Source organism: Herbaspirillum rubrisubalbicans, assembly GCF_003719195.1.
GTDB classification, from domain to species: domain Bacteria; phylum Pseudomonadota; class Gammaproteobacteria; order Burkholderiales; family Burkholderiaceae_D; genus Herbaspirillum; species Herbaspirillum rubrisubalbicans.
The window spans coordinates 852436-872322 of the sequence record NZ_CP024996.1 but is presented as its reverse complement, the minus strand read 5'-3'; the positions used below and the strand labels follow the sequence as shown (position 1 = coordinate 872322).

The 19887-nt window shown below is 60.5% G+C and carries 33 protein-coding genes; 10 read left to right on the top strand and 23 right to left on the bottom strand.

Going from position 1 to position 19887, the window contains the following annotated elements:
- Positions 1-29: 29 nt before the first annotated feature.
- The 20 genes from RC54_RS03960 to RC54_RS03870 form a co-directional block, all read right to left on the bottom strand.
- The gene (locus tag RC54_RS03960) at positions 30-2204 is read right to left on the bottom strand and encodes a phage tail protein (RefSeq protein ID WP_061789254.1); all 2175 of its coding nucleotides are present in this window, start codon (positions 2202-2204) and stop codon (positions 30-32) included.
- Between the two features lie 15 nt (positions 2205-2219).
- Entirely contained in the window at positions 2220-2786 is a 567-nt protein-coding gene (locus RC54_RS03955) for a phage connector family protein (RefSeq protein ID WP_061789255.1), read from the bottom strand.
- Positions 2787-2868: 82 nt separating this feature from the next.
- Positions 2869-3327 (bottom strand): hypothetical protein, encoded by a 459-nt coding sequence (locus tag RC54_RS03950; protein ID WP_061789256.1) that lies wholly within the window; start codon positions 3325-3327, stop codon positions 2869-2871.
- 46 nt (positions 3328-3373) lie between these two features.
- Complete coding sequence (locus RC54_RS03945; RefSeq protein WP_061789257.1) at positions 3374-4240, bottom strand: phage capsid protein; 867 nt, start codon at positions 4238-4240, stop codon at positions 3374-3376.
- Between the two features lie 201 nt (positions 4241-4441).
- Positions 4442-5335: a hypothetical protein gene (locus RC54_RS25605; protein WP_156481276.1), complete on the bottom strand. Its 894-nt coding sequence runs from the start codon at positions 5333-5335 to the stop codon at positions 4442-4444.
- Between the two features lie 55 nt (positions 5336-5390).
- Positions 5391-6842, bottom strand: a complete 1452-nt coding sequence (locus RC54_RS03935) for a polysaccharide deacetylase family protein (RefSeq protein ID WP_061789259.1) — start codon at positions 6840-6842, stop codon at positions 5391-5393.
- Positions 6843-7079, bottom strand: coding sequence for a Bbp19 family protein (locus RC54_RS03930; RefSeq protein WP_061789260.1), 237 nt, complete (start codon positions 7077-7079; stop codon positions 6843-6845).
- Positions 7076-8680 carry a portal protein gene (locus tag RC54_RS03925; RefSeq protein ID WP_061789261.1) on the bottom strand — a complete coding sequence of 535 codons (1605 nt, stop codon included), beginning with the start codon at positions 8678-8680 and terminating at the stop codon, positions 7076-7078. Before RC54_RS03925 ends, RC54_RS03930 begins: the two co-directional genes overlap by 4 nt.
- Before the next feature lie 2 nt (positions 8681-8682).
- Complete coding sequence (locus tag RC54_RS03920) at positions 8683-8934, bottom strand: hypothetical protein (RefSeq protein ID WP_061789262.1); 252 nt, start codon at positions 8932-8934, stop codon at positions 8683-8685.
- 2 nt (positions 8935-8936) lie between these two features.
- Complete coding sequence (locus tag RC54_RS03915; protein WP_061789263.1) at positions 8937-9386, bottom strand: coiled-coil domain-containing protein; 450 nt, start codon at positions 9384-9386, stop codon at positions 8937-8939.
- A 73-nt stretch (positions 9387-9459) separates the two neighbouring features.
- Positions 9460-9834: a hypothetical protein gene (locus tag RC54_RS25600; protein WP_082803083.1), complete on the bottom strand. Its 375-nt coding sequence runs from the start codon at positions 9832-9834 to the stop codon at positions 9460-9462.
- Between the two features lie 73 nt (positions 9835-9907).
- Complete coding sequence (locus RC54_RS03905; RefSeq protein WP_061789264.1) at positions 9908-10108, bottom strand: hypothetical protein; 201 nt, start codon at positions 10106-10108, stop codon at positions 9908-9910.
- A gap of 100 nt (positions 10109-10208) precedes the next feature.
- Complete coding sequence (locus tag RC54_RS25010; protein WP_156481277.1) at positions 10209-10385, bottom strand: hypothetical protein; 177 nt, start codon at positions 10383-10385, stop codon at positions 10209-10211.
- Positions 10382-10843 carry a RusA family crossover junction endodeoxyribonuclease gene (locus tag RC54_RS03900; RefSeq protein ID WP_061789265.1) on the bottom strand — a complete coding sequence of 154 codons (462 nt, stop codon included), beginning with the start codon at positions 10841-10843 and terminating at the stop codon, positions 10382-10384. The genes RC54_RS25010 and RC54_RS03900 overlap by 4 nt, the downstream gene beginning before the upstream one ends.
- Before the next feature lie 58 nt (positions 10844-10901).
- Complete coding sequence (locus RC54_RS03895) at positions 10902-11252, bottom strand: crAss001_48 related protein (RefSeq protein WP_061789266.1); 351 nt, start codon at positions 11250-11252, stop codon at positions 10902-10904.
- Positions 11253-11423: 171 nt separating this feature from the next.
- Complete coding sequence (locus RC54_RS03890; protein WP_061789267.1) at positions 11424-12356, bottom strand: hypothetical protein; 933 nt, start codon at positions 12354-12356, stop codon at positions 11424-11426.
- Positions 12353-12649, bottom strand: a complete 297-nt coding sequence (locus RC54_RS03885; RefSeq protein WP_061789268.1) for a hypothetical protein — start codon at positions 12647-12649, stop codon at positions 12353-12355. The genes RC54_RS03890 and RC54_RS03885 overlap by 4 nt, the downstream gene beginning before the upstream one ends.
- 2 nt (positions 12650-12651) lie before the next feature.
- Positions 12652-13593: a DnaB-like helicase C-terminal domain-containing protein gene (locus RC54_RS03880; protein WP_164471188.1), complete on the bottom strand. Its 942-nt coding sequence runs from the start codon at positions 13591-13593 to the stop codon at positions 12652-12654.
- Positions 13590-13997, bottom strand: a complete 408-nt coding sequence (locus tag RC54_RS03875; protein ID WP_061789270.1) for a hypothetical protein — start codon at positions 13995-13997, stop codon at positions 13590-13592. The genes RC54_RS03880 and RC54_RS03875 overlap by 4 nt, the downstream gene beginning before the upstream one ends.
- Positions 13994-15070 carry a replication protein gene (locus RC54_RS03870; RefSeq protein ID WP_061789271.1) on the bottom strand — a complete coding sequence of 359 codons (1077 nt, stop codon included), beginning with the start codon at positions 15068-15070 and terminating at the stop codon, positions 13994-13996. Before RC54_RS03870 ends, RC54_RS03875 begins: the two co-directional genes overlap by 4 nt.
- Before the next feature lie 108 nt (positions 15071-15178).
- Here RC54_RS03870 and RC54_RS03865 point away from each other — a divergent pair, with 108 nt between their 5' ends.
- Complete coding sequence (locus tag RC54_RS03865; RefSeq protein ID WP_061789272.1) at positions 15179-15427, top strand: hypothetical protein; 249 nt, start codon at positions 15179-15181, stop codon at positions 15425-15427.
- On the opposite strand, the gene RC54_RS25005 is transcribed toward RC54_RS03865, so the two are convergent.
- From RC54_RS25005 to RC54_RS03850, 3 genes are all read right to left on the bottom strand, one after another.
- Positions 15408-15701: a hypothetical protein gene (locus RC54_RS25005; protein ID WP_156481278.1), complete on the bottom strand. Its 294-nt coding sequence runs from the start codon at positions 15699-15701 to the stop codon at positions 15408-15410. The genes RC54_RS03865 and RC54_RS25005 overlap by 20 nt on opposite strands.
- Positions 15698-16039, bottom strand: a complete 342-nt coding sequence (locus tag RC54_RS03855) for a hypothetical protein (protein WP_156481279.1) — start codon at positions 16037-16039, stop codon at positions 15698-15700. Before RC54_RS03855 ends, RC54_RS25005 begins: the two co-directional genes overlap by 4 nt.
- Positions 16040-16119: 80 nt before the next feature.
- A complete protein-coding gene (locus tag RC54_RS03850; protein WP_061789317.1) occupies positions 16120-16359 on the bottom strand; it encodes a transcriptional regulator in 240 nt (79 codons plus the stop codon).
- A gap of 84 nt (positions 16360-16443) precedes the next feature.
- Here RC54_RS03850 and RC54_RS03845 point away from each other — a divergent pair, with 84 nt between their 5' ends.
- From RC54_RS03845 to RC54_RS25675, 9 genes are all read left to right on the top strand, one after another.
- On the top strand, positions 16444-16866 hold the full coding sequence (locus tag RC54_RS03845; RefSeq protein ID WP_082803086.1) for a helix-turn-helix domain-containing protein: 423 nt from the start codon (positions 16444-16446) through the stop codon (positions 16864-16866).
- 167 nt (positions 16867-17033) lie between these two features.
- Entirely contained in the window at positions 17034-17261 is a 228-nt protein-coding gene (locus tag RC54_RS03840; RefSeq protein WP_061789276.1) for a hypothetical protein, read from the top strand.
- A 65-nt stretch (positions 17262-17326) separates the two neighbouring features.
- Positions 17327-17563, top strand: a complete 237-nt coding sequence (locus tag RC54_RS03835) for a hypothetical protein (protein WP_061789277.1) — start codon at positions 17327-17329, stop codon at positions 17561-17563.
- A complete protein-coding gene (locus RC54_RS03830) occupies positions 17560-17880 on the top strand; it encodes a hypothetical protein (RefSeq protein WP_061789278.1) in 321 nt (106 codons plus the stop codon). Before RC54_RS03835 ends, RC54_RS03830 begins: the two co-directional genes overlap by 4 nt.
- Positions 17877-18173, top strand: a complete 297-nt coding sequence (locus RC54_RS03825; protein ID WP_061789279.1) for a hypothetical protein — start codon at positions 17877-17879, stop codon at positions 18171-18173. Before RC54_RS03830 ends, RC54_RS03825 begins: the two co-directional genes overlap by 4 nt.
- Positions 18170-18586, top strand: coding sequence for a hypothetical protein (locus RC54_RS03820; RefSeq protein WP_061789280.1), 417 nt, complete (start codon positions 18170-18172; stop codon positions 18584-18586). Before RC54_RS03825 ends, RC54_RS03820 begins: the two co-directional genes overlap by 4 nt.
- Positions 18573-18860, top strand: a complete 288-nt coding sequence (locus tag RC54_RS03815) for a hypothetical protein (RefSeq protein WP_061789281.1) — start codon at positions 18573-18575, stop codon at positions 18858-18860. Before RC54_RS03820 ends, RC54_RS03815 begins: the two co-directional genes overlap by 14 nt.
- A 178-nt stretch (positions 18861-19038) precedes the next feature.
- Positions 19039-19527, top strand: coding sequence for a hypothetical protein (locus tag RC54_RS03810; RefSeq protein WP_061789282.1), 489 nt, complete (start codon positions 19039-19041; stop codon positions 19525-19527).
- A gap of 6 nt (positions 19528-19533) precedes the next feature.
- The gene (locus RC54_RS25675) at positions 19534-19869 is read left to right on the top strand and encodes a hypothetical protein (RefSeq protein WP_244216439.1); all 336 of its coding nucleotides are present in this window, start codon (positions 19534-19536) and stop codon (positions 19867-19869) included.
- The last annotated feature ends 18 nt before the right edge of the window (positions 19870-19887 follow it).

The following is a 19887-nucleotide window of genomic DNA, read 5'->3' as shown; positions in this document are numbered from 1 at the left end:
CCTCAGATCATCCAATGTCGCCGGCCGGATCATGAGTTCACCGTGAATTGACGGACGACACACAGAACATGGAACGGCAGCGGCTCGTCCTGCTCCAGGACCAGCGGCGAATCCCCACGCTCCCAGCCCAAGATGCCAATCCGATCCAGGCCGGAAAACGGCGTAATGGCCTTGTCCAACAGGTCGCTACCGAAGCGGCGCTGCGTCATCTTCTTGCCGTTGATCTTGCCGCCGATGGTTTCGTGCACCAGCACAGTGGCCTGGCTGGTGTTCATGTTGCTGCCCTGGGCGGTACCGGTCCCGGTTTGAATCTCGGGGCGAAGAGGCACAATCCGGCTCACGTAGACCATGCCGATTTCCACGGACTTGGCCGCGCGCGGGAGCGTGATCGCGCCGTCGGTCACGGTGAATTTCCCGGCATAGGTGCCATCAGCCCGCACGCCGACCTCTTTTCCCTCCAAGTGATTGAGGCCGGTCCATAACGTCTTGCCGGTAGCATCCGTGCCGAGAATTGCCGCGTCGGTCAGGAGGCTTTCGTCGAAGCGCTCAATGTAGCGGCGCACGGTGCCATCAATCGTGCGCTGCACGCTTACCCATACCTCATCGATACCGTTGTTCGGGATGACCGCCACCGATTCATAAATGCCGTCAGTAGACAGCGGTGACCAGGCTGTGACGCCCTCATCTCTATCGATGGTCAGCGCGGCGATCTTGCCGTCAGTGCGCACGCACCACAGCCGGCCATCGGGCTCGGGCTGGTACCCCATATCGATGATGCCGGGCTTGACCAGGTGCTCGGCCAGCGTGGTGATGTTGGGGGACGGGAAGCTGTTGGATGCGTAGTTGTAGGACATGGCGCGCACCTTCTTGCCCGAGCGCGTCACATAGATCAGCTCGTCACCGACCAAGATCGGCTTGACGTTGTTGCAGCCGTAGCGCGTGCGCGGCTTGAGCTGCGGATTGGTCGGCGTCAGCGGCTTCTCCACCCCACCGGTGGCCGTGTACTCGCCGCCGTAGGTCATCATGAGCAGCACGTCAGTGGACGCCATGCGCGTGATCGGGTTGATCTGGCCGGTAGATGGCAGCGTGAACGAGAAAGCGTCGGAGTCGTCGGTCCCGATGGTGTAGTCGAAGAAGACGCCCGTCTGGCTTCCCCAGATGGTTTGCGGATAGCCCCGCGATCCGCCGGTAACAAGGCGCTGCTCGTAGAACGCCCCCGTGTTCGGATAGCCATCAAACTCGTTCCACATTGCGCCGAGGAGCTTCCAGGCACCCTTGGGAGCGCCGGTCACCGAATCGAGTGCCTTGATGATATTGGCCTGGATGCTCTGCGCGTTCACAAAGCCATTGACATACAGCAGTCCGCTGTTGATTTCAATGAACCGGCCGACCATCGATGCCCGGAATGCATCCCCCGTCGAGGTAACAGAAATGGTGATGCCGACAGGATCCTTTGCGCCTGGCGTGATTGCATCCTGCGGCGAGTCCTCCAGCACCCACTCATTGGCAGGAACGCTAGTCCCCGGGAATGGAGAGGTGATCGTGCCCACCAGCTGATTGGCACTGTTGAAACCGGTGATGATCGCGCTGCCGCCCTCATACGTGATACGCCGGTCGCGGTCCCCCAGCAAGAACACTCCGGCGCCGGCCGTGAAGGTGCGGCTCCCGCCCACAGTTGGATCGTTGATCGTGAGCGCGGTATTGAAGCGCTCGCCTACCTCATCAAAGGGAACGGTGGTGAATGGCGCGGCCTCCAGGCGCCAGGACGCTGCGCCCAGCCGGCGCAGCATCTGAGTCGGGACATCGGGATGGAAAATCAACATGGTGTCTGCGCCCTGGGTGAAATCGATCTGGCGCAGCATGTCTTCGGTATAAGGCGTCGTCAGTTCCAACGGTACACCGCCCGAGATAATCTGGCCGCCGCCCTGGTTGAAGAAGCGCACGTACTGATGGCCGAACTCCAGAATGTAGGCCTGGGTGGTGCTGAAGACGAACGGGATCAGGCGGCAGATTCGTTCAGCGATCTTGGCAGCGGCCTGATATCCACTGCCGTAGCGGCGGAATGCGCCGCCGTGGATGGTCACCATGCAGTTTTCCAGGGACTCGGCGCCATTCTGGTACCGGGCGATATCGACGCGGCCGAAGCAGCGCGGGGTGATTTCGCCTGCGGTGAAATTGGTTTGGATGATGTTGACGCGCGGCATGTCAGTCCCCTTTCCTCAAGAGAACCGCGATTCGACCAGGGAGCCCTCTTCGAACTCTTCCGGCGGATCGTCCTGGCCGTCGATGGCCTTGGCCACCTTGAGCATCTGCTGCAGTTCAGCATTCATGCTGTCCCGCAGGCTGCTGGAGGCCGTCACGGCGTAGGCCATTTCTGCGGCCATGGCCTGCTCCATCACTCGAATGAAATTCGTGCTCCACGATGCCGGGTTCTCGTTCCTGAAAACATAGACCAGCGGTAGCTGGGCAGCATCCGACAGGATGTTGCGGCCCTCGCTGCGGTATGGAATCTGGTACCCCTTGCGGCCGACCTGCACGGTGCGAATCCAGTCGCCCGGCAGAGAGAACTGGTAGGCGAAGTCGAAGGCCGGGGTCTGGGTCAGCGGTGAAAGCAGCACGCGCTTGATGGCGCAATTCCAGTAGTGAGCACGCAGCATGGAATCGCGCACGGATGGGAATAGGTTGCTGGCCAGCGTGGCGTGATCGCTTCCCTCCGCAAAGGAGGCAATCGTCTTGGCGCCGAGCTTGAGCAAGGCATTGGAGCAGATGGAAACGGCACTTGGCATGGGGCACCATCAAAAAAACCGGGAGCAAGGCCCCCGGTTTGGATAAACCCGCACGGGCGGGACGAGACAGCAGCAGGATCGATCAGTCGTTGACGTACTCGATTTCGAACTTCAGCGCCTGGTTGGCTTGCAGCACTGCGCCGGTCACGGTGGCATAGACATCCACCTCTTCCGTGGTCACATACTCGGCACCGCTGGCGATCAAGGCGCCGGTATTGGCATCCTTCTGGCCGGCGGCATTGGTGTTCACGGAAGCGGCCAGGCCATCCGCATCGATGACGGTACCGGTGGCGGTCGAGCGGATGCCGATGTCGATGGTCGAGCTGGCAGTACCAGCGGCGCAGCTCACCTTGCTGTTCAGGGTGAAGCGGCTGCCGGAAGGGACACGACCGATGAAGATCGTGTCGTTGATCGCCAGCTGGGCGAAAGCCGCCGGCATCTTTGCGGCCAGGATGCGCTTGCGGCCGAAGGATTCATGCGGCAGCAGCTTGGGGGTGCGGTTCACGATCTTCGCGCCCTGGGTGGTGTTGACTTCAGCCATGACTGGCTCCTTTCAATGAGTGAATGAGGTTGATGTCAGGGCTGGGTTACACGAAGTCGATGGCCACGACGCCGTAGTCCCAGACGCGGACGGCGCCCACCGAGCCGGCGGCCGACAGCTGCAGCGTGTCCTTCTTGTCGCCACGGCGCTGCGCACGACCTTCGAAGAAGCCGGTACCGAAGTGGATCGAGGACTTGGCCCAGGCCATGGTGCGCAGCACGCCCGCAGTGTTCTGCACCTTCTCGTAGGGCACCCAGTTGAAGCCCATCCACTTGCCCGAGACATCACCGGACTGCAGCATCTTCACGGCCATGAAGTCGGCCGAGGTCAGCGTGGTATCCGACAGGATGTCTTCCAGCATGTCGGAGGTGTAGGCGATGCTCAGTTCTTCCGGCACATCTGCCTGCTCGTCGGCCTCGTTCGAACGGAAGATCTTCTTGGCGGTGATCAGCTTGGCCTTGGTGAAGCCGGTGCCACCGTTCAGGATGATCTGATTCGACGGCAAGGCGATGAGGGTGCCGTCCTTGGCCTGTGCATTGCCGATGGCAGCCGAGAAGATGATCTGGTCCTTGCGGCGGTTCCAGGCAGCGTTCAGCGAGTCCATGTAGGAGCCGCTGGGGTTGGCCAGCACCTTGGGCTCATCGGCACGGTCCACCGGCAGGGCCTGGTAGAAGTCGCGCATCAGCGCCACGCGGGTGGTGTGGTTGGCGTCCGACCAGACGGTGTCGCCGTGGCGGGTGGTGTTCTCGGGAGTGTCGGCAAGGACGTCCAGGCGGTTCGCAGTGAACGACTCGCCCACGATGTTGCCGCGATCAGTCACGCGGGGTTCGAAGCGCGCACGACGTTGCTGGGCCTGCAGTCGGATAGAGGTATCGAACTGCTGCACGAAGGCCTGGGTAATGGACTGGGGCATTTGAATCTCCAAAAGGTGATTGAGAATTCGCCTTTCAGGTTGTCCGGTCACTCCGGGCCTGCGATTCCGTCGCCTGCACGCGCCGGCTACCGCGTGTGCTGGAGGGTATTTGCAGGTTGTCCGCGCACCACCACGGGCCTGTATCTGCCCGCAATGGTCGCGCTGGGTGGGGGTCGGTTTCCCGACTAAATGGAAGGGGTGTTACGCGGCAGCTTCAGTGCCGTAGGCTTTTTCGAAGTGCGCCTTGACCTTCTGGCTGACGCGGGCGTGATCCTTGTGACCAGGATTGGTGTATGCCTCGCTGGCCATCAGGTCCTCGATGGCATCAGCGCTCATCACATCGCCGCCGTTCGGGTTCTTGTCCTCGGCCAGCTCCGGACCCAGGGCCGCCATCAGCTTCAGGAACTGGGGATTGTTCGCCAGCGGGCCGGTCATGATCTGCTGCACGTCCATCCCCGCCTTGCCGGCGAGCGCCGACGCAGCCGAGTAGGCCAGGCCGACATTGCGCTGGAAGGTGGCCGGGGTAGCCCATTCCTTCTGCAGCTCGGTGGTGCAGGCGGTGCTGTCCATGACGGCCGCGCCGGCCACCAGCTTGGGCGCCATGTCGAAATACTGGCCCATCACCAGATCGAGCTGCTTCTGGGTCATGCCCGCTTCGAAGGCCTTGGCGCGGAAGTCTTGAAACGATTGATCTTCTTCCGGCTTCCAGGATTCCTTGAATGCATCCGGTACCGTGACCGCATATTCTTCGGCTGACTTCGGCGGGACATCGCCGGAACCGAAGCGCTTTTCCAGGTTGCCGTAGGCCTCGGCCATCTTCTTGGAGGACGCGGCCAGGTCGAACTTGCCATCTTCGGACGAGACCCGGAGCTTCTCGGGGATGAAGCTGAATTCCTCGCCTTCGCCACCGGTACCAGCAGCACCTGCTGCAAGCACGCTTCCGGGTGCGGCGGCAGCGCCTCCACCTTCACCACCACCCCCTGCACCAGCGCCTGCCGCAGCTGCGCCACCAGCCTCGCCGCCACCTGCCCCACCAGCACCACCGTCACCTGCTTCTTGCATGAGGACATACCAGTTTCTCCGGATGATTTTCATGTTTGCTTCTCCTGTGAAATTTGATTGATACGAAACAGCTGCTGATGCGTCGTGATTAGCTCGGTGCCAGGTCCATCATGGTGACGTTCTTGTAGGTGCCGGGGTTGGCCACAACCGTGTCTACGATGGCCTGGAAAGCAGCGATATTGGCGTCCGTGAGCGCCTGATTGTTGTTGAATGCGTTGTCCAGTTCGCCGTGCAACGTGAAAACTACAGCGCCCTTTGACGCACCTGCCTTCGTCAGGCACCCCATGGTGTTGGCACCGACGTTGGCAGCAGAGCTGTTTCCGAAGGCATTGAAGCCGCAACTGCGTACTGCCATGGGATCACCAAATGGCCAGGTCTCGGTGACCGACAGCGGGTTGAAGTAGTAGCCGCGGATTGTGCGATATAGGCGCTGCGCGTACCGCCGCTTGGCAATCAAGGTGTCCGTGTTGCCGTTATTGAAGGGATTGGCCGCACCGCCATACCACGAACCATCTTCGCCACCTGGCCAGCCCATGCTGCGACGCATGTTCAGGTTTGCCTTCTGATATTCCAGCCAAACCTCGTTACTCATCGCGGCATTGTCGCCCTCAATGGAGTAGCGCTGCGACGCCATCTGCCAGCCGGCAGCGACAAACCGATCGATATCGGCGGTGGTCATGCGCGGGATCGTCTGCGTACCCGTGAAAGAATTGGACAGCGGGTCGGCGTACAACACACCCACCAGCCCTGCCTTGTCCATGATGCTCTTGGCAACGAGGTTGCTGGCAAGATAGCCATCATCAAAACAAAGCAGAACAGGTGCTGTGGTACTTGCATTCGGAACATAGTCGATCGCACCCAGGGCCATCTGGCCGCCGATTGACCCGGCAGCATAGGTCACGCGCAGCATCGCGAACAGGACAGCCTGCTTGTCGGTGAGGACAGCACCGCCGTTCAGGGTGTTGATTTCCGCCACCGAAATGCTGAAACAGCCGAAGCAGCCTGGCGTTGAAATCTTGGCCAGCAGCTCCGCACGGATATCGGCAGAAATGAACTTGGTGCCGGGCGATGCGGGCGTGCCGGCCGAATACAGTTCCAGCACCATCGCGGTCGGCGTGGCCGCGATCGAGGCATTGACGGACGGGATCATGCTGATGTGGATTTGCCCGTTGGTCATGTCCAGCGGGGTGGATAGCACGGCGGCCTGCGAAAACCGGAAGGTGCTGGCGGACGGGACCGTGAATACCACGCTGGTGTTACCGGTGAACGGATAGAAGCGGTCCAGGGCGACGTCGGCGCAGTTGGCGGCACTGCCACCGCCCACGTTCGCGGCTTTGTCGAAGAAGGCCAGTCGCTGCAGGCCCGGCTTCTTGTGGCGCTTCGGTACGCCGCCACCGACAGGGAAGGCAATCGGCGGGCCGCCGGCAGGATTGATCAGGCCAATGGTATTGGTCTGGGGGTCTTTTACTGCGGACAAAACGCCCGCGTTGATAGGCTGAACCACCCAGCCGTCTTGCGTGAGGGTTGCATCAATGGTCACTTAGGCCTCCTCTTCTTCGCTAACGCCATTGGCGCGGTTGATCTGGCTGACGATGTGCTCCAGCACGCGGCGGGAGCCATCGCGGTGATAGGTCTGCAGAACGGCGTCGATGCCGCCCTGCACGACGGCCGGGCGGGCAAACACCCGGGTGAGCTGTTCCAGGATGGCGGCGCCGACCTTGTGATCCTCGAAAATCAGCTTGTAATCAGACGGCGTGGGTTTGTATGGCTCGTTCATTTGCTGGCCTGTTGCATGGCAATGGGGACTGTCTTCTGGGCCAGCTCATGCTGCTGTTGCTGCTGCACAGCCTGCTGCTGGGCCTGGGCGCGCTGATCGCGCAGTTGCGCAATGTTTTCCTTCGAGCGGGTGATCGAGGCCGGCGCACCACGGCCATCGATGATCTGGCGGGCGGCCTCGTCCAGGTCCACGACGTCCCATACACTCTGGTCCTGCTTCGCCTGGGCGATCAGGCCGATGGAATTCAGCGACGACTCGATGGAACTCACCTCTTCCATCTTCTGGCTCTTGGCCATGGGGCTCTTGAATTCGACATTGAAGCTGCGATTGGCCAGGGACTGCGGCGGCTGGCCGAGGACGCCGGCGCGGAAGGCCAGGCCGAAGCAGCGCACCACCATCGGGCCATACCATTCCGGCTGCATGCGGCCGAACACCGGGCCCAGCACCTGGCGGATCTGCTGCACGCGCAACTGGAACTCGGTGGCCGTGCGCACTGGGCTATCGACAGGCGGCAACTGGTCGGCCATCAGGATCTTGCGGATGGCTGCCTGCAGTCCTTCCTTCTTGGAAAAGGACAGGTTGAAATTGGCGCCCGAGGTAAGCGGCTTCATGCTGTCCACCGAGTTGGCGACGATGATCTTGCGCGGCCCAATCTTGACGGTGCGCGGGTTGAGCACGCCGTCGTCTTCGGCAATCCACATGCCCGAGATTGCGATATCGGCGTTCATGTCCTCCAGGTAGACCAGGCGATTGAGCTGCTTCACGTCCGGCATTGCCCGGTACATCGGCCCTACCGGATAGACCGTGCCCGGCAGTTTGGACCAGCGCGGCGCCCAGAACGGGCACTCATGGAACCCGGATTCCTTGACGACGGTCTTGCTGTCGCAATCCACGTGGGTGGAGGTGAACGGCAGATTCTTGGCCAGGATGCCGGCCGCCTGGGCGCTCACGCGGGGGAAGATCGACCAGATGAATCGGAATTTCTCATCCGGGTTGCCGCCTTCCTCGCAGCACTTGCGGATCTTCTCCGAAACCGCATCCTTACCGAACTTGGTCACCGCCTGCTCAGCCGTCAGGCAATACTCATGCACCAGGATATCGGCCGGGCCATTCGGCTTGGATGCCGCGATGTAGCTGCTGGACATCGGCAACAGCTGGAAGTTGAAGCCGCCCTCGGCCAGGGAGTCGCAGAACATGACAAACCAGCCCGCCGCCACCATGTCCAGGCAGGCGTCGATACCCTCGGAATCGTAGTTCGAAGCGTGGATGTTCTGCCAGATGACCTCGGCGGCGTTGTCCAGCCAGCGGGCTTCCTCGTCGTTGTCCTGGCCGGTGGTGAGGCTCAGCCAGCGCGAATTACTTGGCGTGCCACCGGTCATGATGGAGGCGGCCAGGATCTGCCCCGCATCGGTCGCGGTCGAGTCGAACAGCCGGGCGCGCTTGGCCTGCAGTGCACCGCCGTCGCTCTTCTCCCCGTAGAAGCCGTCACCGCGCTCCGGGAACGAGTAGTCGTAGCCGTCCTTCCAGTTCTGCTCGTAGATCGAGCGGGCCGACTGCATTGCGCTCTTGCGGCGCAGGATCGCGGTTGCGCGGTTTTCCATGCTCAGGAAGCCCCCAGCTTGTCCTTGCCGGTGGCCAGGACGGATTGAACTGCACCGGTGCCGCCCAGGGCCGCACCGCCCGATGGCGAACTTGCACCGGCGCCTGAAGCCAGCACCGTCTGCCGCTGGCGCAGGCGTGTCTGCTCCGCCAGCTTGGCATTGGTGGCTTCCCTGGCCAGGTCGGTGGCGTTCTGACGTTCAGCCGCCGGATCGACCGTGGGCGCCGGGTTCTTGGCACCTCCTCCGCCGCACATGCTCAGGCCTTTTCGTTGAAGATCTTGGGAGGCACCAGCCAGCCGTCCTTGGTCTGGACGGGACGCTTCAGGGTGCCGACGTCCACCTGGTCGGCGCGCAGGTGTTTGAAGTCATTGCGGCCTGCGCCGCCCGCGCGCAGCGGCTCGGCCTTCTGCAGGGGCTGAGCGGGCGTGTTGGCCAGCTGCGCCTTGAGCGCCGCCAGTTCGTCGGCCTGGGCATCCAGACGGGCCTGCAGCTCTTCGTTTTCCTCGCGCAGCGCATCCACATTGACCACCGTGGCACCCTCGGTGCCGCCGGCATCCAGGGTCAGCGGATCGCCCGCGCCGTCGCCGGCACCGGCCGCACTGTCATTGCCTGCCATATCGGCAGCCTGGTCGCCTGCTTCGGCAGGGGTAGGGGCGGAAGCTTCGCCCGGGACTTGGACTTTCGTGACGTTGGATTTGGTGGCCATGCTGGCTCCTACAGACGTTGATCGGGGAGATAACGTCGGGGAGTATCGGACGGCTCGGGGGTCGGAATCCCGACTATCGGCGGGCCTGGTAGGCGGAGGGCATGCGGCGCTCAACGGGAAGCTGCTCCCGCTTCTGGCCGGTGACATCGGTCCAGAGCTGGATGAGGCGCTCCCCGTCGAAGTGCTTGGGCTCAGCGCCTTCCTTCCAGCCCATCAGGGTGCTCTTGGAGATATTCAACTGCTCATCGATGCGGTACATGCTCCAGCCGGCGCGCTTGAGGTCGGCGAAGACGTTGAACCAATCGATGCGCACCTCTGGCGAGGGATAGGCCGGCAGCTGCGGCCGTGGGCGGGGGATACGTTTTGGCGTAGGGAGGGCGTCACAGCTGGCGCCTGGCAGGTCCAGGTCCAGCTGCGTGATGTGCGGCGGTGGGGTGATGGCGGTCATGCCCTCCCTTCATTCGGCTGCTTCGGTGGGGTCGGTGGCCGCTGCCGGCGGCGCAGGTATCGGGTCTTGTTCTTCATGGCTTATCGGGAGGCGGTGTCCAGCCCAGCTCAATCAGCTTTTCGCGAATCTGTCGATCCCGGGTCTGTATCAGGCTTTCCATGACAGTTTGTCGGTAGCGGTTGCACTGGTACTCGATCTTTGTGTGGATGGCATCGCCTACCAATTGGATTCCTAAGTGGTAGCCGTGGAACAAGTCGTCGTCTTGTGCGGCCATCACTCGTCCTCCCAATCGAAGAAGTCCAGCACCAGGCCGCCGGCAAAGGCGAAGGCGAGCAGCAGGGCGCCCAGGGTCATGAGCAGTTCGGTAGCGTCCATCAATCGTCCCCCTCTTCGGTATCAGTGCGTGCAAAGACCTGGCCATGCCAGTCCTCGGAATCTGCCTGCAGGTGCAGATCAGCGATGCGCTGCTGTTCCTGGCTGCGGCGGTGGGCCGCAACAGCCAGGTTCTGCGCGAAGGCCACCAGCGGCGGTGGGTTGCGCAGGTCCATCATGCTGCCTCGCCAAACAGGCCGGCTTGAGGCTGCGCCACGCCTAGCGGCGTGATGGTGAGCACCACGCGTGCGCCCTTCTCATCCGGCTCCATGCGCTCGGCCACGATGCGGCGCACCCACTTGTCATCCTCGATGGCCACGCCCTTGAGGGCGTCCAGCAGCACCTTGTTGGCGTTGTCCAGGTCGATGCACATGACGGTGTCATCCCAGATAGCGCCATGGAGGCGCTGGCGCTTCTGCCAGTCCTGCGGGCGGTTGGGATACAGCCGGACATCGATCTGCACACGGCCCGGCATGGGGGTGGTGATACCGGCCTTCTTCACCAGCCAGCCGATTTCGGTGCGGAATTGCTTGGCTTCCTTGGTGGGCACGATGCTGATGTGCGTGCCGAGCTTCACGGGGCGCCAGTAGCGATTGGCGCTCAGGGGATACGGCAGGGTCAGGGTGATGGGCTTCATGTTTGCGATCCGGTGCAAGTTGGCAAACTGCCCGGCCGGAGCCGGGCGCGGTGGAGGGTTAGAACGCTGCGATACGTGCGCCCAAGGTGTTGGAATAGGCCAGCATGAAGCGCGCTTGCTCGCGCATACGACCCTGCTCCAGTTCATCCAGCCCCGCGAAAATCGGCGTGCCAATGAAGCCCGTCAGCTTGATCAGCTTGTCATCCAGCTCGGCCTTCTCGCCCACCACGCGCTGCTGGTGCGGCGGCAGATGGCCTACATGGCCGATGTCGATGTATGCGGCTTCGAAAACGTCCTTCGGGCTCCAGCTGGTGTAGCCGTCCGAATACTTCACGGCATAGCCTTCTTTGCCGTCTTTCACCTCCGGCCAGGCCAGAACGTTCTTGGTGCCGATGTAGTGCTTGGTCATGCTTTTCTCCTGTGGTTGGTGCTACAAAGTTGCGCGACAACTGACCCGACCAAATCGGTTCTGTCACGTACCGCAAACGCGCGCGCACGCGCGAGGAAATGAGGCTCTGAGCGTTGCATTCACCCGTTCTTGTGCCCCGGAAACTACATCTCTTGAAGAGATGTTCATTGCTCATCCGACCAAGTTGAGCAGGATGTCCCTTGCTTCTTTCTTGTCCATATGGTTGCCATCGTCATCGTCAAACATGAACCGCATGACTGTGGCAGCCTCATCCCGGTCTTTCGGCCGGATCGTGGCCATCAGGTGGAAGATGAAATCGCGACGCACCCATTCTTCGTGAATGGAATCGCCACAATTTGGGTCAAGCGCATGACGCAAGCGGTACAGGTCATTCCAGTAGCGCAGCTCATGAAGGCAGTCAGAGAGGGTATGCGGCAGGTAGTCCGAAACCTGCTGGAAGCAGGTTTTCACTTCATCGGTCAACTGAGGGAGGCCGAAGTCATCCTCGCCTATGAAGTCGACTTCCTTCAGCAGAGCGATAATGAATTCCTCGGCCGGCGTACTGATGAAACAGGCGTCTTCACTTCCGAACCTCGCAATCGCTTCCTGGGCTGAAGCATTGCGGCTGACGGCACGCTCAGCCTGGTCGTTCAATTTCCCGAAGCCAATCGTCGGCAGCAAGGCAAACAAGTTCCCAGGGTTCTTCCTCATCACGAAATCGCGGTAGCGCTTTTCCAGAATCGCCATCGGGGTCTTGATCTTCTTCAATGCCTCCATAGCCTTCGCGATCAAGTCCGCCTGACCAGTTGCAACCACCTGTTGCAGCCACAGAACCGCATCGATCTCCTTATCGCCGGTCACCTTCTCTTGCGGCGGCATGGTCGGCACCGCAAGTTGGCGCGATTCGCTCTCAACGATGGGCGGCAGCGCGAACAACGCGCGGTGCTTCGGGTTATCCCGAAATACGCCCGAGCGCGAGCAGATCGTCTTCACGGTTCCGAGCGGGACGCCCGTGTGCCTGGACACCTCCTGCAGGGAGCAGGTGTGGCGCAGTTCCAGGACGCGCCTACGCACGTCCTCTGGAACAGTCTGTTTCGTCCTCATGCATGTTCCTTTCGTAGGTGCAACGCCATCGCATCAAGGGCCGGCAAGTCGAAGCCAGCAGCGAACGGGTCGCCGATGCCCTGATCGGCGCACCACGCCTGCAGGCGGATGAAGCCATTCGAGGCGCATTGCTCGTATCCGGCTCGGTGGGCCGCGGCCAAGACCGTGAAGAAGTGGACCATCTCGGGGTTGTCGGTAAAAGCCGCGCGCACCTCGGACTTGTCCTCGTCGTTCCACGCGTAGCGCTGGGCCAGGTACTGCAGATCGGCAGATAGGGTGGCGGGGTAGAGCATGATCAGAACTCCACCTGGGCGGCTGTGAGACCAGGATCGATGCGGTAGACCTTGGGCCGGTCCAGCCGAGATTCGAGGTACTGCATGGAGTTCGGATCGAACCAGAGGCCGTAGGAGCCCTCGGTCTCCCCGTGCCGCTGCTTCTCCAAGTTCACGATGCAGTCCGGTGCATCCACGTTTTCGTGATTGCCCTTCCGGATCTCGTCTTCCTTGGCCTTGTTCCGCCAGACGATGAAGATGTTGTCGACCAGGTCGGCAATGGCGCCCGAGCCCTTGATATCGAACTTGCCGGGCATCCTGTGCTCGCTGTCCCCCTTCTTCACGTGCAGCACCAGGTGCACATGCACCCCGGTATCTTTCGCGATCGTACAGAGGCTATTCACGAAGGCCTTCTGGCCGTTGTAGTCGTCCTCCTGCGCGATCACCTTGGCCAGGTTGTCGACCACGAAATGCTGCACACCGAATTTCTCGACCGCATAGCGGATCACCGCGAGGATGGTGCGCGGGTCGCTGCTGCCCACGTGGTCGTAGATCCACAGGCGGTTGTCGGTCCAGCGATGGAATGCCTTCAGGAAGGGCACGGTGACGTCGAGACGGCCGCCGGCCTGCCGCGCCATGCGGGCCATTACCTTGGGCGGCGCCATCTCCAGCGAGGCGATACAGACGCGCTGGTGCTGGTCCATCAGGTCAAGGCTGACCTGTCCCACCACCTGACTCTTGCCATGGCCGTTGATGCCGGCCCACAAGCTCACCTCGGCTGGCCGGAACTCGAAATCGCCATGCGTCTTGCGCCAGCCCATCTGGATCTTGGGCGCATCGGAAGGCTTGAAAAAGTGGTCAATGACCGAGTCCAGGAGGGAGCTGGCCGGCACCACCCTGTGCTCGGCCGGCGGCTCGTCCATGTAGGCCGAAAAATCGATGTCATCGGGAATGGTGTGCATCATGGGCTCCATGCAAAATTTTCGTTATCGAAGTCGGGCCACGGCTCGAACTCCATCGCCCAGCGCCAGGCGACCCGAGGCTTTTCGATGTCGGCTGGACTCGGCAGCACGACGACGCGTACGCCCTGGAACTGGTCCACGTTCCAGACGTGGAGCTGGGATGGGGAATTCTTGCCAATGGTCAGCAGTAGGTCCCTGGCTGCCCGGCGCGTTGCTGCGTTGACCATGAGGCACAGCTGCAGGCCGATCACCCAGCGCCAGTCGTAGGCACCGTTCGGGTTCACGAACACGGTGTGATTGGCCTCGGCCACGGGCCCGATCAGCGAGACCAGGATCAGCTCGTCGGGCTTCTGGCCACGTATGCGAGCATCGATGATGGCCTGGGCGCCTTTGGGAATCGCGCTCATTTCGCCCCCGCAAACCGTGGGTCTCGGCGCCAGGATTCGCCATCAGCGTGGGCGGACGATGCCGCATGCACGGGAGCAATGCCGTCGTGGTACGTCCCCTCGAGCGTCTTGGCGAAGCCGCTGGGCGAAAACAGGAAATCGAGGCCAGCACGGAACGGCTTCTTGCCATCACGGCCAGGCACCTTGCCGGTCAGGAAGTCCGACTTTGCGCAGTACGCGAAGAACGATCGCCAGGCGTCCAGGCCAGCCGTCTTGGACTCGTAGCCGAACGGCGCAGCCTCCAACGTGGCCGCTTCACCCCATCGCGCTCGGATCGATTTTTTCCGCGCTTCGGTGACCTGCAGGACCTTGGGATTTTTCGGCAAAAGTTCGTGGTACAAATTGACCAAAGAACCGATCGGGCAGAGCCGCACGTCATCGCCAGATGACGAAGAAGATGTCTTTTGTTTAGTGTCTTTTGGAATAGTGTCTTTTGTGTGTACCGAATCGGTACCACCGACCTGTACCGAATCGGTACCAGTAGCGCACCGAATCGGTACATGTACCGAATTGGTACCAGGGTGTACCGAATCGGTACCATCAGAATCTAGTAATGGCGCGGCTTCCAGGGCAAATGAAGTGCTCTCAGAGGCGAAATTTCCATCATTTTCTCCATCATCGTGCCCCTGTACCGAATCGGTACCACCGACCTGTACCGAATCAGTACCACCCTGTACCGAATCGGTACCACTTGGCGGGGTAGTGAAAAGATCATTTCCAACCCATTTTCTGTGGTTCTTTTGGATGCCGATAACGGATCCGAAAGTGCCTGCGCTTTTGGTGATGATGTTCCGGCTGGCGAGGCTGCCCAGGGTGGCGGTGACGTGCGACCGAGCCATGTTGCACAGGCCGGCAATCTGGCTGGCCGACATGTCGTCAGCCTTCTTGTTGAAGCCATAGGTCTTGCGCATGATGGCCAGCAGCACCAGCAGCTCGCGCTGAGTGAAGCCGAAAGCCAGGATGGCCTCCAGCAGCTCATTGGCGATTCTGATGAAGCCGTCTTCGACCTGAGGACTATTCTGTGTTCGCGCCATCAGTACCACCTGCGCTCGGGGCGCACCACCGAAAAAGGGAGCGCGTTCGCAGCCGTGACACAATCAAGGCTCTCACCCCTATCAACTGTGTTCACGAAAGGAACGCGCATGGGAAATGAAGAACTGAGCGACCTCCTGCGGCTCGAATGCCAGATCGACGCTCTCAAAAAAGTTAATGAGGCAGCCTGGAAACTGCTGAGTCCAAAGCAGAAGGACACTTTGCTCAAGCAGTTGAATTCCCAGTTGCAATACGCCGCAGACATGGCTCCCGCGCAACAGGTCAGCGATGCGGTTCTGGAGGAGCGCGAGTTCCAACTCGCTGCGTTAATAGCACGGCTCATATCCACCAGTCATTGAAAAAGCCGGGGTCGACCGGTGCGGCCTGCGTCCGGTTACGCCAGGCAATCAGATGCTGTTCAGCGCGAATGCGGGTGGGCCGCTTAGCTGCCTTTTCCCGGATACGCCGCTCCCGCTCCACTTCTTGAGCGACATAGGCTTCAGCACGCTGCATCTCCTCGGGAGATCGTTGCGCAAGATATTCCTCGCGCGCCAACCGCGAGGCCCAGCGATACAAGATTTGGTTCACATAGGCTGATGCCTTGCGTGAGGGGCGGATTTTGTGGCGCTTCACTCGCCCTCCTCGGCCCCGTCGGCCAGCTCAATTTCGGAAAGGTAGTCAGTGACCGGCCGCAAAGTCTCCGGTCGCATCTGCAGCTGGCGGTCGCGCTCAATCGCGGCGGCCCTCTTCTGCTGCTCTGCATCTGCGACTTTCATGCGCGCAGCGATGGCGACCGGTGTGTCCGGCATCCAGTCGGGCAGGTAGTCAATGGCTGGTGTGAGCCCGAGCACCCTATTACGGTGCTCCTGGTCGCGCAGGATCTTGTCGGCGCGGGCCTGCTGCTCTTCATTCAGCCGCGCCGCCTCTTCCTGGGCGCGCTGCTTCGTCATGCCCGTCGATACGACAGTCATCACTGAGCACCCGGGTGTGGAATACCCGATGGCGTAGGTACCGTCTGGCATGGGGCCGATGGGCACATGGGTGAGCATGATCAGCCCACTGCGGTTGACGCGACCGACGTTTGGCGCAGGTAAGCCCAGTTGACGCGGTCATTGAGTTCCTCGCACCGCACTTCTCCCTCGGTCAATTCCTCGATCTTCGGGCAGTACTCGGCAGGAACGCGACCGGATTCGCGCCATTGCTGCACCACTTGATATCCGCTCAGATTCAACGCCCGAGCCACGCCCGAAAGGCTTTTGAAATGCGCGATGGTTTTCTCGATTCCGTTCATGAAAATCATCGTACACTAGATTTTCTAGCAATGCTAGTTTATCCTGTGGTGACACAACAAAAACTAGTGATTACGATAAACGCCATGTCAATCCACGCCCGAATCAAACAACTTCGCGAAGCTCGCGGAATGAGCATGCTGACGCTTGCCGACTTAGTCGGCGTTTCTGCATGGCAGACTGTTCAGCAATGGGAAAAAGAAGACGGGACAGCGCCAAAGCGGGAGCGCCTTGCTGCGGTAGCTGCGGCATTGCAGACCACACCTGAATATCTACTATTTGGCGACGGAGGAAGTTCGGCCTCTACACGCGAGAAAAAAAGGGTGGACTACACCGATGTTTTCGCAGCCTCGGAAGCAGGGATATCGATGACGGCATTACGAGTTGCGCAGTCATTTGACAAACTGGATAGCACTGAGAAAAAGCAAGCGATCCTTGCACAACTCAAAGCTTTTGGCTTTCCTATTGACGATAGTGAAGATGACCAGAATTTCTCTTACAAGAAATAAATAATCGCTTCAACAGCGGCCCGTAATTTCTATCCCCCCCTCATCTCTCGCGCAGCACCGCAACGCGCCAAATTACTTCATAGAACTAAATACTAGTTTTTCTTGCATTACTAGATTTACTGGTATAAATTGTATGCACCGATTCAGTCAATTTGATGTGAGGGCATATGCTGCATTCGACCGCCGAGTTACTTCAGGCTAAACAAATAGAAATTGCACGGGTCGCCAATGATCTTGAGATCACTGCGGCCACCATTGCATCGCTCGTCGAACTAGCAGAGCGAAGTCTCGCAGAAGAAACCCCAGGCATCGAAACGCTAGTCCAGGTGACGGCCCGCTATGCCGCCGATCTCACCAAAATCTCCCAGCGCTTGTTGGAAATCAACAAGCAATAAAAAAGCCGCCAAGTGCGCTAACACTTGGCGGCCTGATGAAACTCACCCTGTCAGGAGCTAATTCCATGAGCAGAAATAGTAGCACAGGCGCGTCCAGCGTCAAGGTAGTGCCGCCGACCATCGATGAAATCGAGACGGTCTGCGAGCAGCAAAAAGAGTTGATGCGGGTCTTACTGGACATGGCCTGCGAACTCAACGGCACAGGTGCTGGCCGGGTCGTCACCCTGACGTCCCTGGCCAAGAACCTCTCCGAGAGCGCCCACCGCATGGTCGTTGCATATCGTGAAGAGGTGGCCAAATGAAGACCGCCATCATCTTGACGCACGCGGCTTTCGATCGGCCCAAGGTGGTCAACCCGATCTTCCGTGGTCCGAAAAAGGGATGCCTGAACCTGGGCAAATTACGCCGGCAGCTGCGAGCCACTCAGCACTGGGAGTTCCATGGTTCGCGCCAAGGCGACCAAGCTCCGGCCAATGCGATCCGCCCGCCCTGCCCAGATCTCGAGCACCTGCAGGAGCTCTACCAAACAGCCGATGAAAAGGGCGCCGACTGGATCCTCTCCAGCGTCGAATTCGCAGTACAGGCGGAAGAAAAGCGCCGCAAAGGAGTTGCCAAATGAAGCTGGTCAACACCCCCGAGTTGCGCGCGCATCGCCGGCGCATCACCCAAGCCGAGCGGCTTTATGTGACCTTTTTCCAGGTACAAAAGGGAATGGCGCGCATCCAAGACGGCAAGCTTTGCCTGGTAGATGTGGCATTCCTCTCGCCTCCCCTTTCCAGCCGCTACAAGGCGAAGAAGCGCTTGCGCCAGATTCGCAAGACGCATCCGACGGCCAAGATCGTTTCGCATACCGCGGCCTTCGACGAGGAGGAGCTGGACGTCCGCAAGGAATTCAAGAGGTCGATCAAATGAGCCGCGCACAGACCCCTGCCACTTCGGCTGATCTGCAGTCGGCCATCTCCATGCTGTCCGCCGCCCTCAAAGGGATTGGTGCGACGTCGCCCCTGGCGCCAGCGGATGCAAAGGCGCTGGAAGAGATGCCGCCCACCATCGAAAAAGCGCTCCCTGATTACAGCCCAAACATCGTGCTGACAGGGGATCGCGCGAAACGTTTTAGTTGGTCGGTCAGCGACATTGCCGACCTCACCACCTCCTTAGAATCTTCCTCCAAGCATTTCCCTGAGCACTTTGCGTTGACGCCGGGCCAGGTCGCTCCGGTCCTGGCTGTGGAGACTTTCACCGCCGGAATCACGAAACGCCTGGAACTGCTCTACTCCATGATGAGCAATGAAGACGAGCAGGAGGCTGCCAATGGAGGCACCTAAAAATGCCCGGGTGCTCAAGCGCCTGCGCGTCGACATCTACCAGGTGCAGAAAAGCATGTTCGTCTATACCGGTGAGCAACTCATAAAGGTTGAAACGCTGGGCCTGTCGCCGCTGTTCGGCAGCCGCTTCGCCGCGGTAAAGGCGCTGCGCAAGATCCGTAAAACCCATCCCACAGCCATGCTGCTGCACAAAAAAGTCCATTTCACCTCGTCGGGAATGGGCGCGCGGACAGCGTTGCTGGCTCTGCTGATTCGCCCGGGAGAGTGTCCATGAATAACCCCCGTGAAAACAATGGCTGCGTTCATGATTGGGTCTGTGTTTGCATGGATTTCAATGATGCCCTCTATCGATGCCAACGGTGCCCCGCCTATAGTGATGGTCACGGTCACACTTGGCTTGTCGACCCAGTGACAAGAAAGCACTCGCCCATGCCGGCAGAAGGGAGCTCAGCATGAGCGACACCAATCAACTGCGCCAGGCCGTTAAGCTGATGCTTGACGTCATGCCCAACTCACCCATTTTCAGCGCTGTCCAGGTGAATGACTTGATCGTTGACATGGAGGGTGCTGCCGCCAAACCTCTCGACCTGGAATCGCCCCTCACCGGGCTCGTGGCCGGCGTGGTGCTGACCCAAGAGCAGGTCAACTCAATTCGCCGCCTGGTCGACTCTGCCGCCAATGATGACCGCCATAGGGAACGCAGCTTGGCGACGGGAGTTCTTCACTGCGCCAAGTGCAGCTTGCATGCGACCCTCGTTGGCAAAGCCTATTCCCAGGCCAAGGAAGAAGGCTGCCCAAACGGCTGCGGCCCGCTCTGGCCGCTCACCTGGGAGCAGCATACCCAGAAGCTGGAGGCGCGTGTCACGGAACTGGAATCTTCACTTAACGCAAACCCCATTGCGTTAAGCAGGCCTGACACAAATTGCCCACCGCGCGGATGAAGCGCAATGAACGACGAAATCGCACTCACGCTGCGCGAGGCAGCGAATCTCCTGAAGCTGTCCTACAGCACGGTCTTTGCCATGCGCGAGCAGATCGGATTCCGCCTGCCAGGGTCGCGTGTGTGGCGCGTCTGGCCCTCCCGCCTTGCAGAACTCAGTGAGAAACGCAACAATGTGACCCGGCTACCGCTGCGGGTTGCAGGAGAAAACAATTGCCAGTCCGCAAAAATCCCTCTTCCGGCATCTGGTGGATTGATATCCGCGCGCCAGGCGTCCCGCGAATTAGACGCTCTTCTGGCACGACGGACAAACAAGCCGCGCAAGAACTCCACGACCGAGTAAAGGCCGACCTGTGGCGAT

What these genes read in the sequence shown, in the direction of transcription:
- RC54_RS25010 (WP_156481277.1), bottom strand. Translation starts at nt 10,385, where the DNA reads ATGATGGACCTGCGCAACCCACCGCCGCTGGTGGCCTTCGCGCAGAAC.
- RC54_RS03815 (WP_061789281.1), top strand. Translation starts at nt 18,573, where the DNA reads ATGGAGGCACCTAAAAATGCCCGGGTGCTCAAGCGCCTGCGCGTCGAC.
- RC54_RS03915 (WP_061789263.1), bottom strand. Translation starts at nt 9,386, where the DNA reads ATGGCCACCAAATCCAACGTCACGAAAGTCCAAGTCCCGGGCGAAGCT.
- RC54_RS03840 (WP_061789276.1), top strand. Translation starts at nt 17,034, where the DNA reads ATGCTGCATTCGACCGCCGAGTTACTTCAGGCTAAACAAATAGAAATT.
- RC54_RS03955 (WP_061789255.1), bottom strand. Translation starts at nt 2,786, where the DNA reads ATGCCAAGTGCCGTTTCCATCTGCTCCAATGCCTTGCTCAAGCTCGGC.
- RC54_RS03890 (WP_061789267.1), bottom strand. Translation starts at nt 12,356, where the DNA reads ATGAGGACGAAACAGACTGTTCCAGAGGACGTGCGTAGGCGCGTCCTG.
- RC54_RS03875 (WP_061789270.1), bottom strand. Translation starts at nt 13,997, where the DNA reads ATGAGCGCGATTCCCAAAGGCGCCCAGGCCATCATCGATGCTCGCATA.
- RC54_RS03920 (WP_061789262.1), bottom strand. Translation starts at nt 8,934, where the DNA reads ATGTGCGGCGGAGGAGGTGCCAAGAACCCGGCGCCCACGGTCGATCCG.
- RC54_RS03950 (WP_061789256.1), bottom strand. Translation starts at nt 3,327, where the DNA reads ATGGCTGAAGTCAACACCACCCAGGGCGCGAAGATCGTGAACCGCACC.
- RC54_RS03900 (WP_061789265.1), bottom strand. Translation starts at nt 10,843, where the DNA reads ATGAAGCCCATCACCCTGACCCTGCCGTATCCCCTGAGCGCCAATCGC.
- RC54_RS03810 (WP_061789282.1), top strand. Translation starts at nt 19,039, where the DNA reads ATGAGCGACACCAATCAACTGCGCCAGGCCGTTAAGCTGATGCTTGAC.
- RC54_RS03845 (WP_082803086.1), top strand. Translation starts at nt 16,444, where the DNA reads ATGTCAATCCACGCCCGAATCAAACAACTTCGCGAAGCTCGCGGAATG.
- RC54_RS03905 (WP_061789264.1), bottom strand. Translation starts at nt 10,108, where the DNA reads ATGGCCGCACAAGACGACGACTTGTTCCACGGCTACCACTTAGGAATC.
- RC54_RS03895 (WP_061789266.1), bottom strand. Translation starts at nt 11,252, where the DNA reads ATGACCAAGCACTACATCGGCACCAAGAACGTTCTGGCCTGGCCGGAG.
- RC54_RS03850 (WP_061789317.1), bottom strand. Translation starts at nt 16,359, where the DNA reads ATGAACGGAATCGAGAAAACCATCGCGCATTTCAAAAGCCTTTCGGGC.
- RC54_RS03880 (WP_164471188.1), bottom strand. Translation starts at nt 13,593, where the DNA reads ATGATGCACACCATTCCCGATGACATCGATTTTTCGGCCTACATGGAC.
- RC54_RS03885 (WP_061789268.1), bottom strand. Translation starts at nt 12,649, where the DNA reads ATGCTCTACCCCGCCACCCTATCTGCCGATCTGCAGTACCTGGCCCAG.
- RC54_RS25605 (WP_156481276.1), bottom strand. Translation starts at nt 5,335, where the DNA reads ATGAAAATCATCCGGAGAAACTGGTATGTCCTCATGCAAGAAGCAGGT.
- RC54_RS03925 (WP_061789261.1), bottom strand. Translation starts at nt 8,680, where the DNA reads ATGGAAAACCGCGCAACCGCGATCCTGCGCCGCAAGAGCGCAATGCAG.
- RC54_RS25675 (WP_244216439.1), top strand. Translation starts at nt 19,534, where the DNA reads ATGAACGACGAAATCGCACTCACGCTGCGCGAGGCAGCGAATCTCCTG.
- RC54_RS03960 (WP_061789254.1), bottom strand. Translation starts at nt 2,204, where the DNA reads ATGCCGCGCGTCAACATCATCCAAACCAATTTCACCGCAGGCGAAATC.
- RC54_RS03835 (WP_061789277.1), top strand. Translation starts at nt 17,327, where the DNA reads ATGAGCAGAAATAGTAGCACAGGCGCGTCCAGCGTCAAGGTAGTGCCG.
- RC54_RS03865 (WP_061789272.1), top strand. Translation starts at nt 15,179, where the DNA reads ATGGGAAATGAAGAACTGAGCGACCTCCTGCGGCTCGAATGCCAGATC.
- RC54_RS03930 (WP_061789260.1), bottom strand. Translation starts at nt 7,079, where the DNA reads ATGAACGAGCCATACAAACCCACGCCGTCTGATTACAAGCTGATTTTC.
- RC54_RS03945 (WP_061789257.1), bottom strand. Translation starts at nt 4,240, where the DNA reads ATGCCCCAGTCCATTACCCAGGCCTTCGTGCAGCAGTTCGATACCTCT.
- RC54_RS03870 (WP_061789271.1), bottom strand. Translation starts at nt 15,070, where the DNA reads ATGGCGCGAACACAGAATAGTCCTCAGGTCGAAGACGGCTTCATCAGA.
- RC54_RS03825 (WP_061789279.1), top strand. Translation starts at nt 17,877, where the DNA reads ATGAAGCTGGTCAACACCCCCGAGTTGCGCGCGCATCGCCGGCGCATC.
- RC54_RS25600 (WP_082803083.1), bottom strand. Translation starts at nt 9,834, where the DNA reads ATGACCGCCATCACCCCACCGCCGCACATCACGCAGCTGGACCTGGAC.
- RC54_RS03830 (WP_061789278.1), top strand. Translation starts at nt 17,560, where the DNA reads ATGAAGACCGCCATCATCTTGACGCACGCGGCTTTCGATCGGCCCAAG.
- RC54_RS03820 (WP_061789280.1), top strand. Translation starts at nt 18,170, where the DNA reads ATGAGCCGCGCACAGACCCCTGCCACTTCGGCTGATCTGCAGTCGGCC.
- RC54_RS03855 (WP_156481279.1), bottom strand. Translation starts at nt 16,039, where the DNA reads ATGACTGTCGTATCGACGGGCATGACGAAGCAGCGCGCCCAGGAAGAG.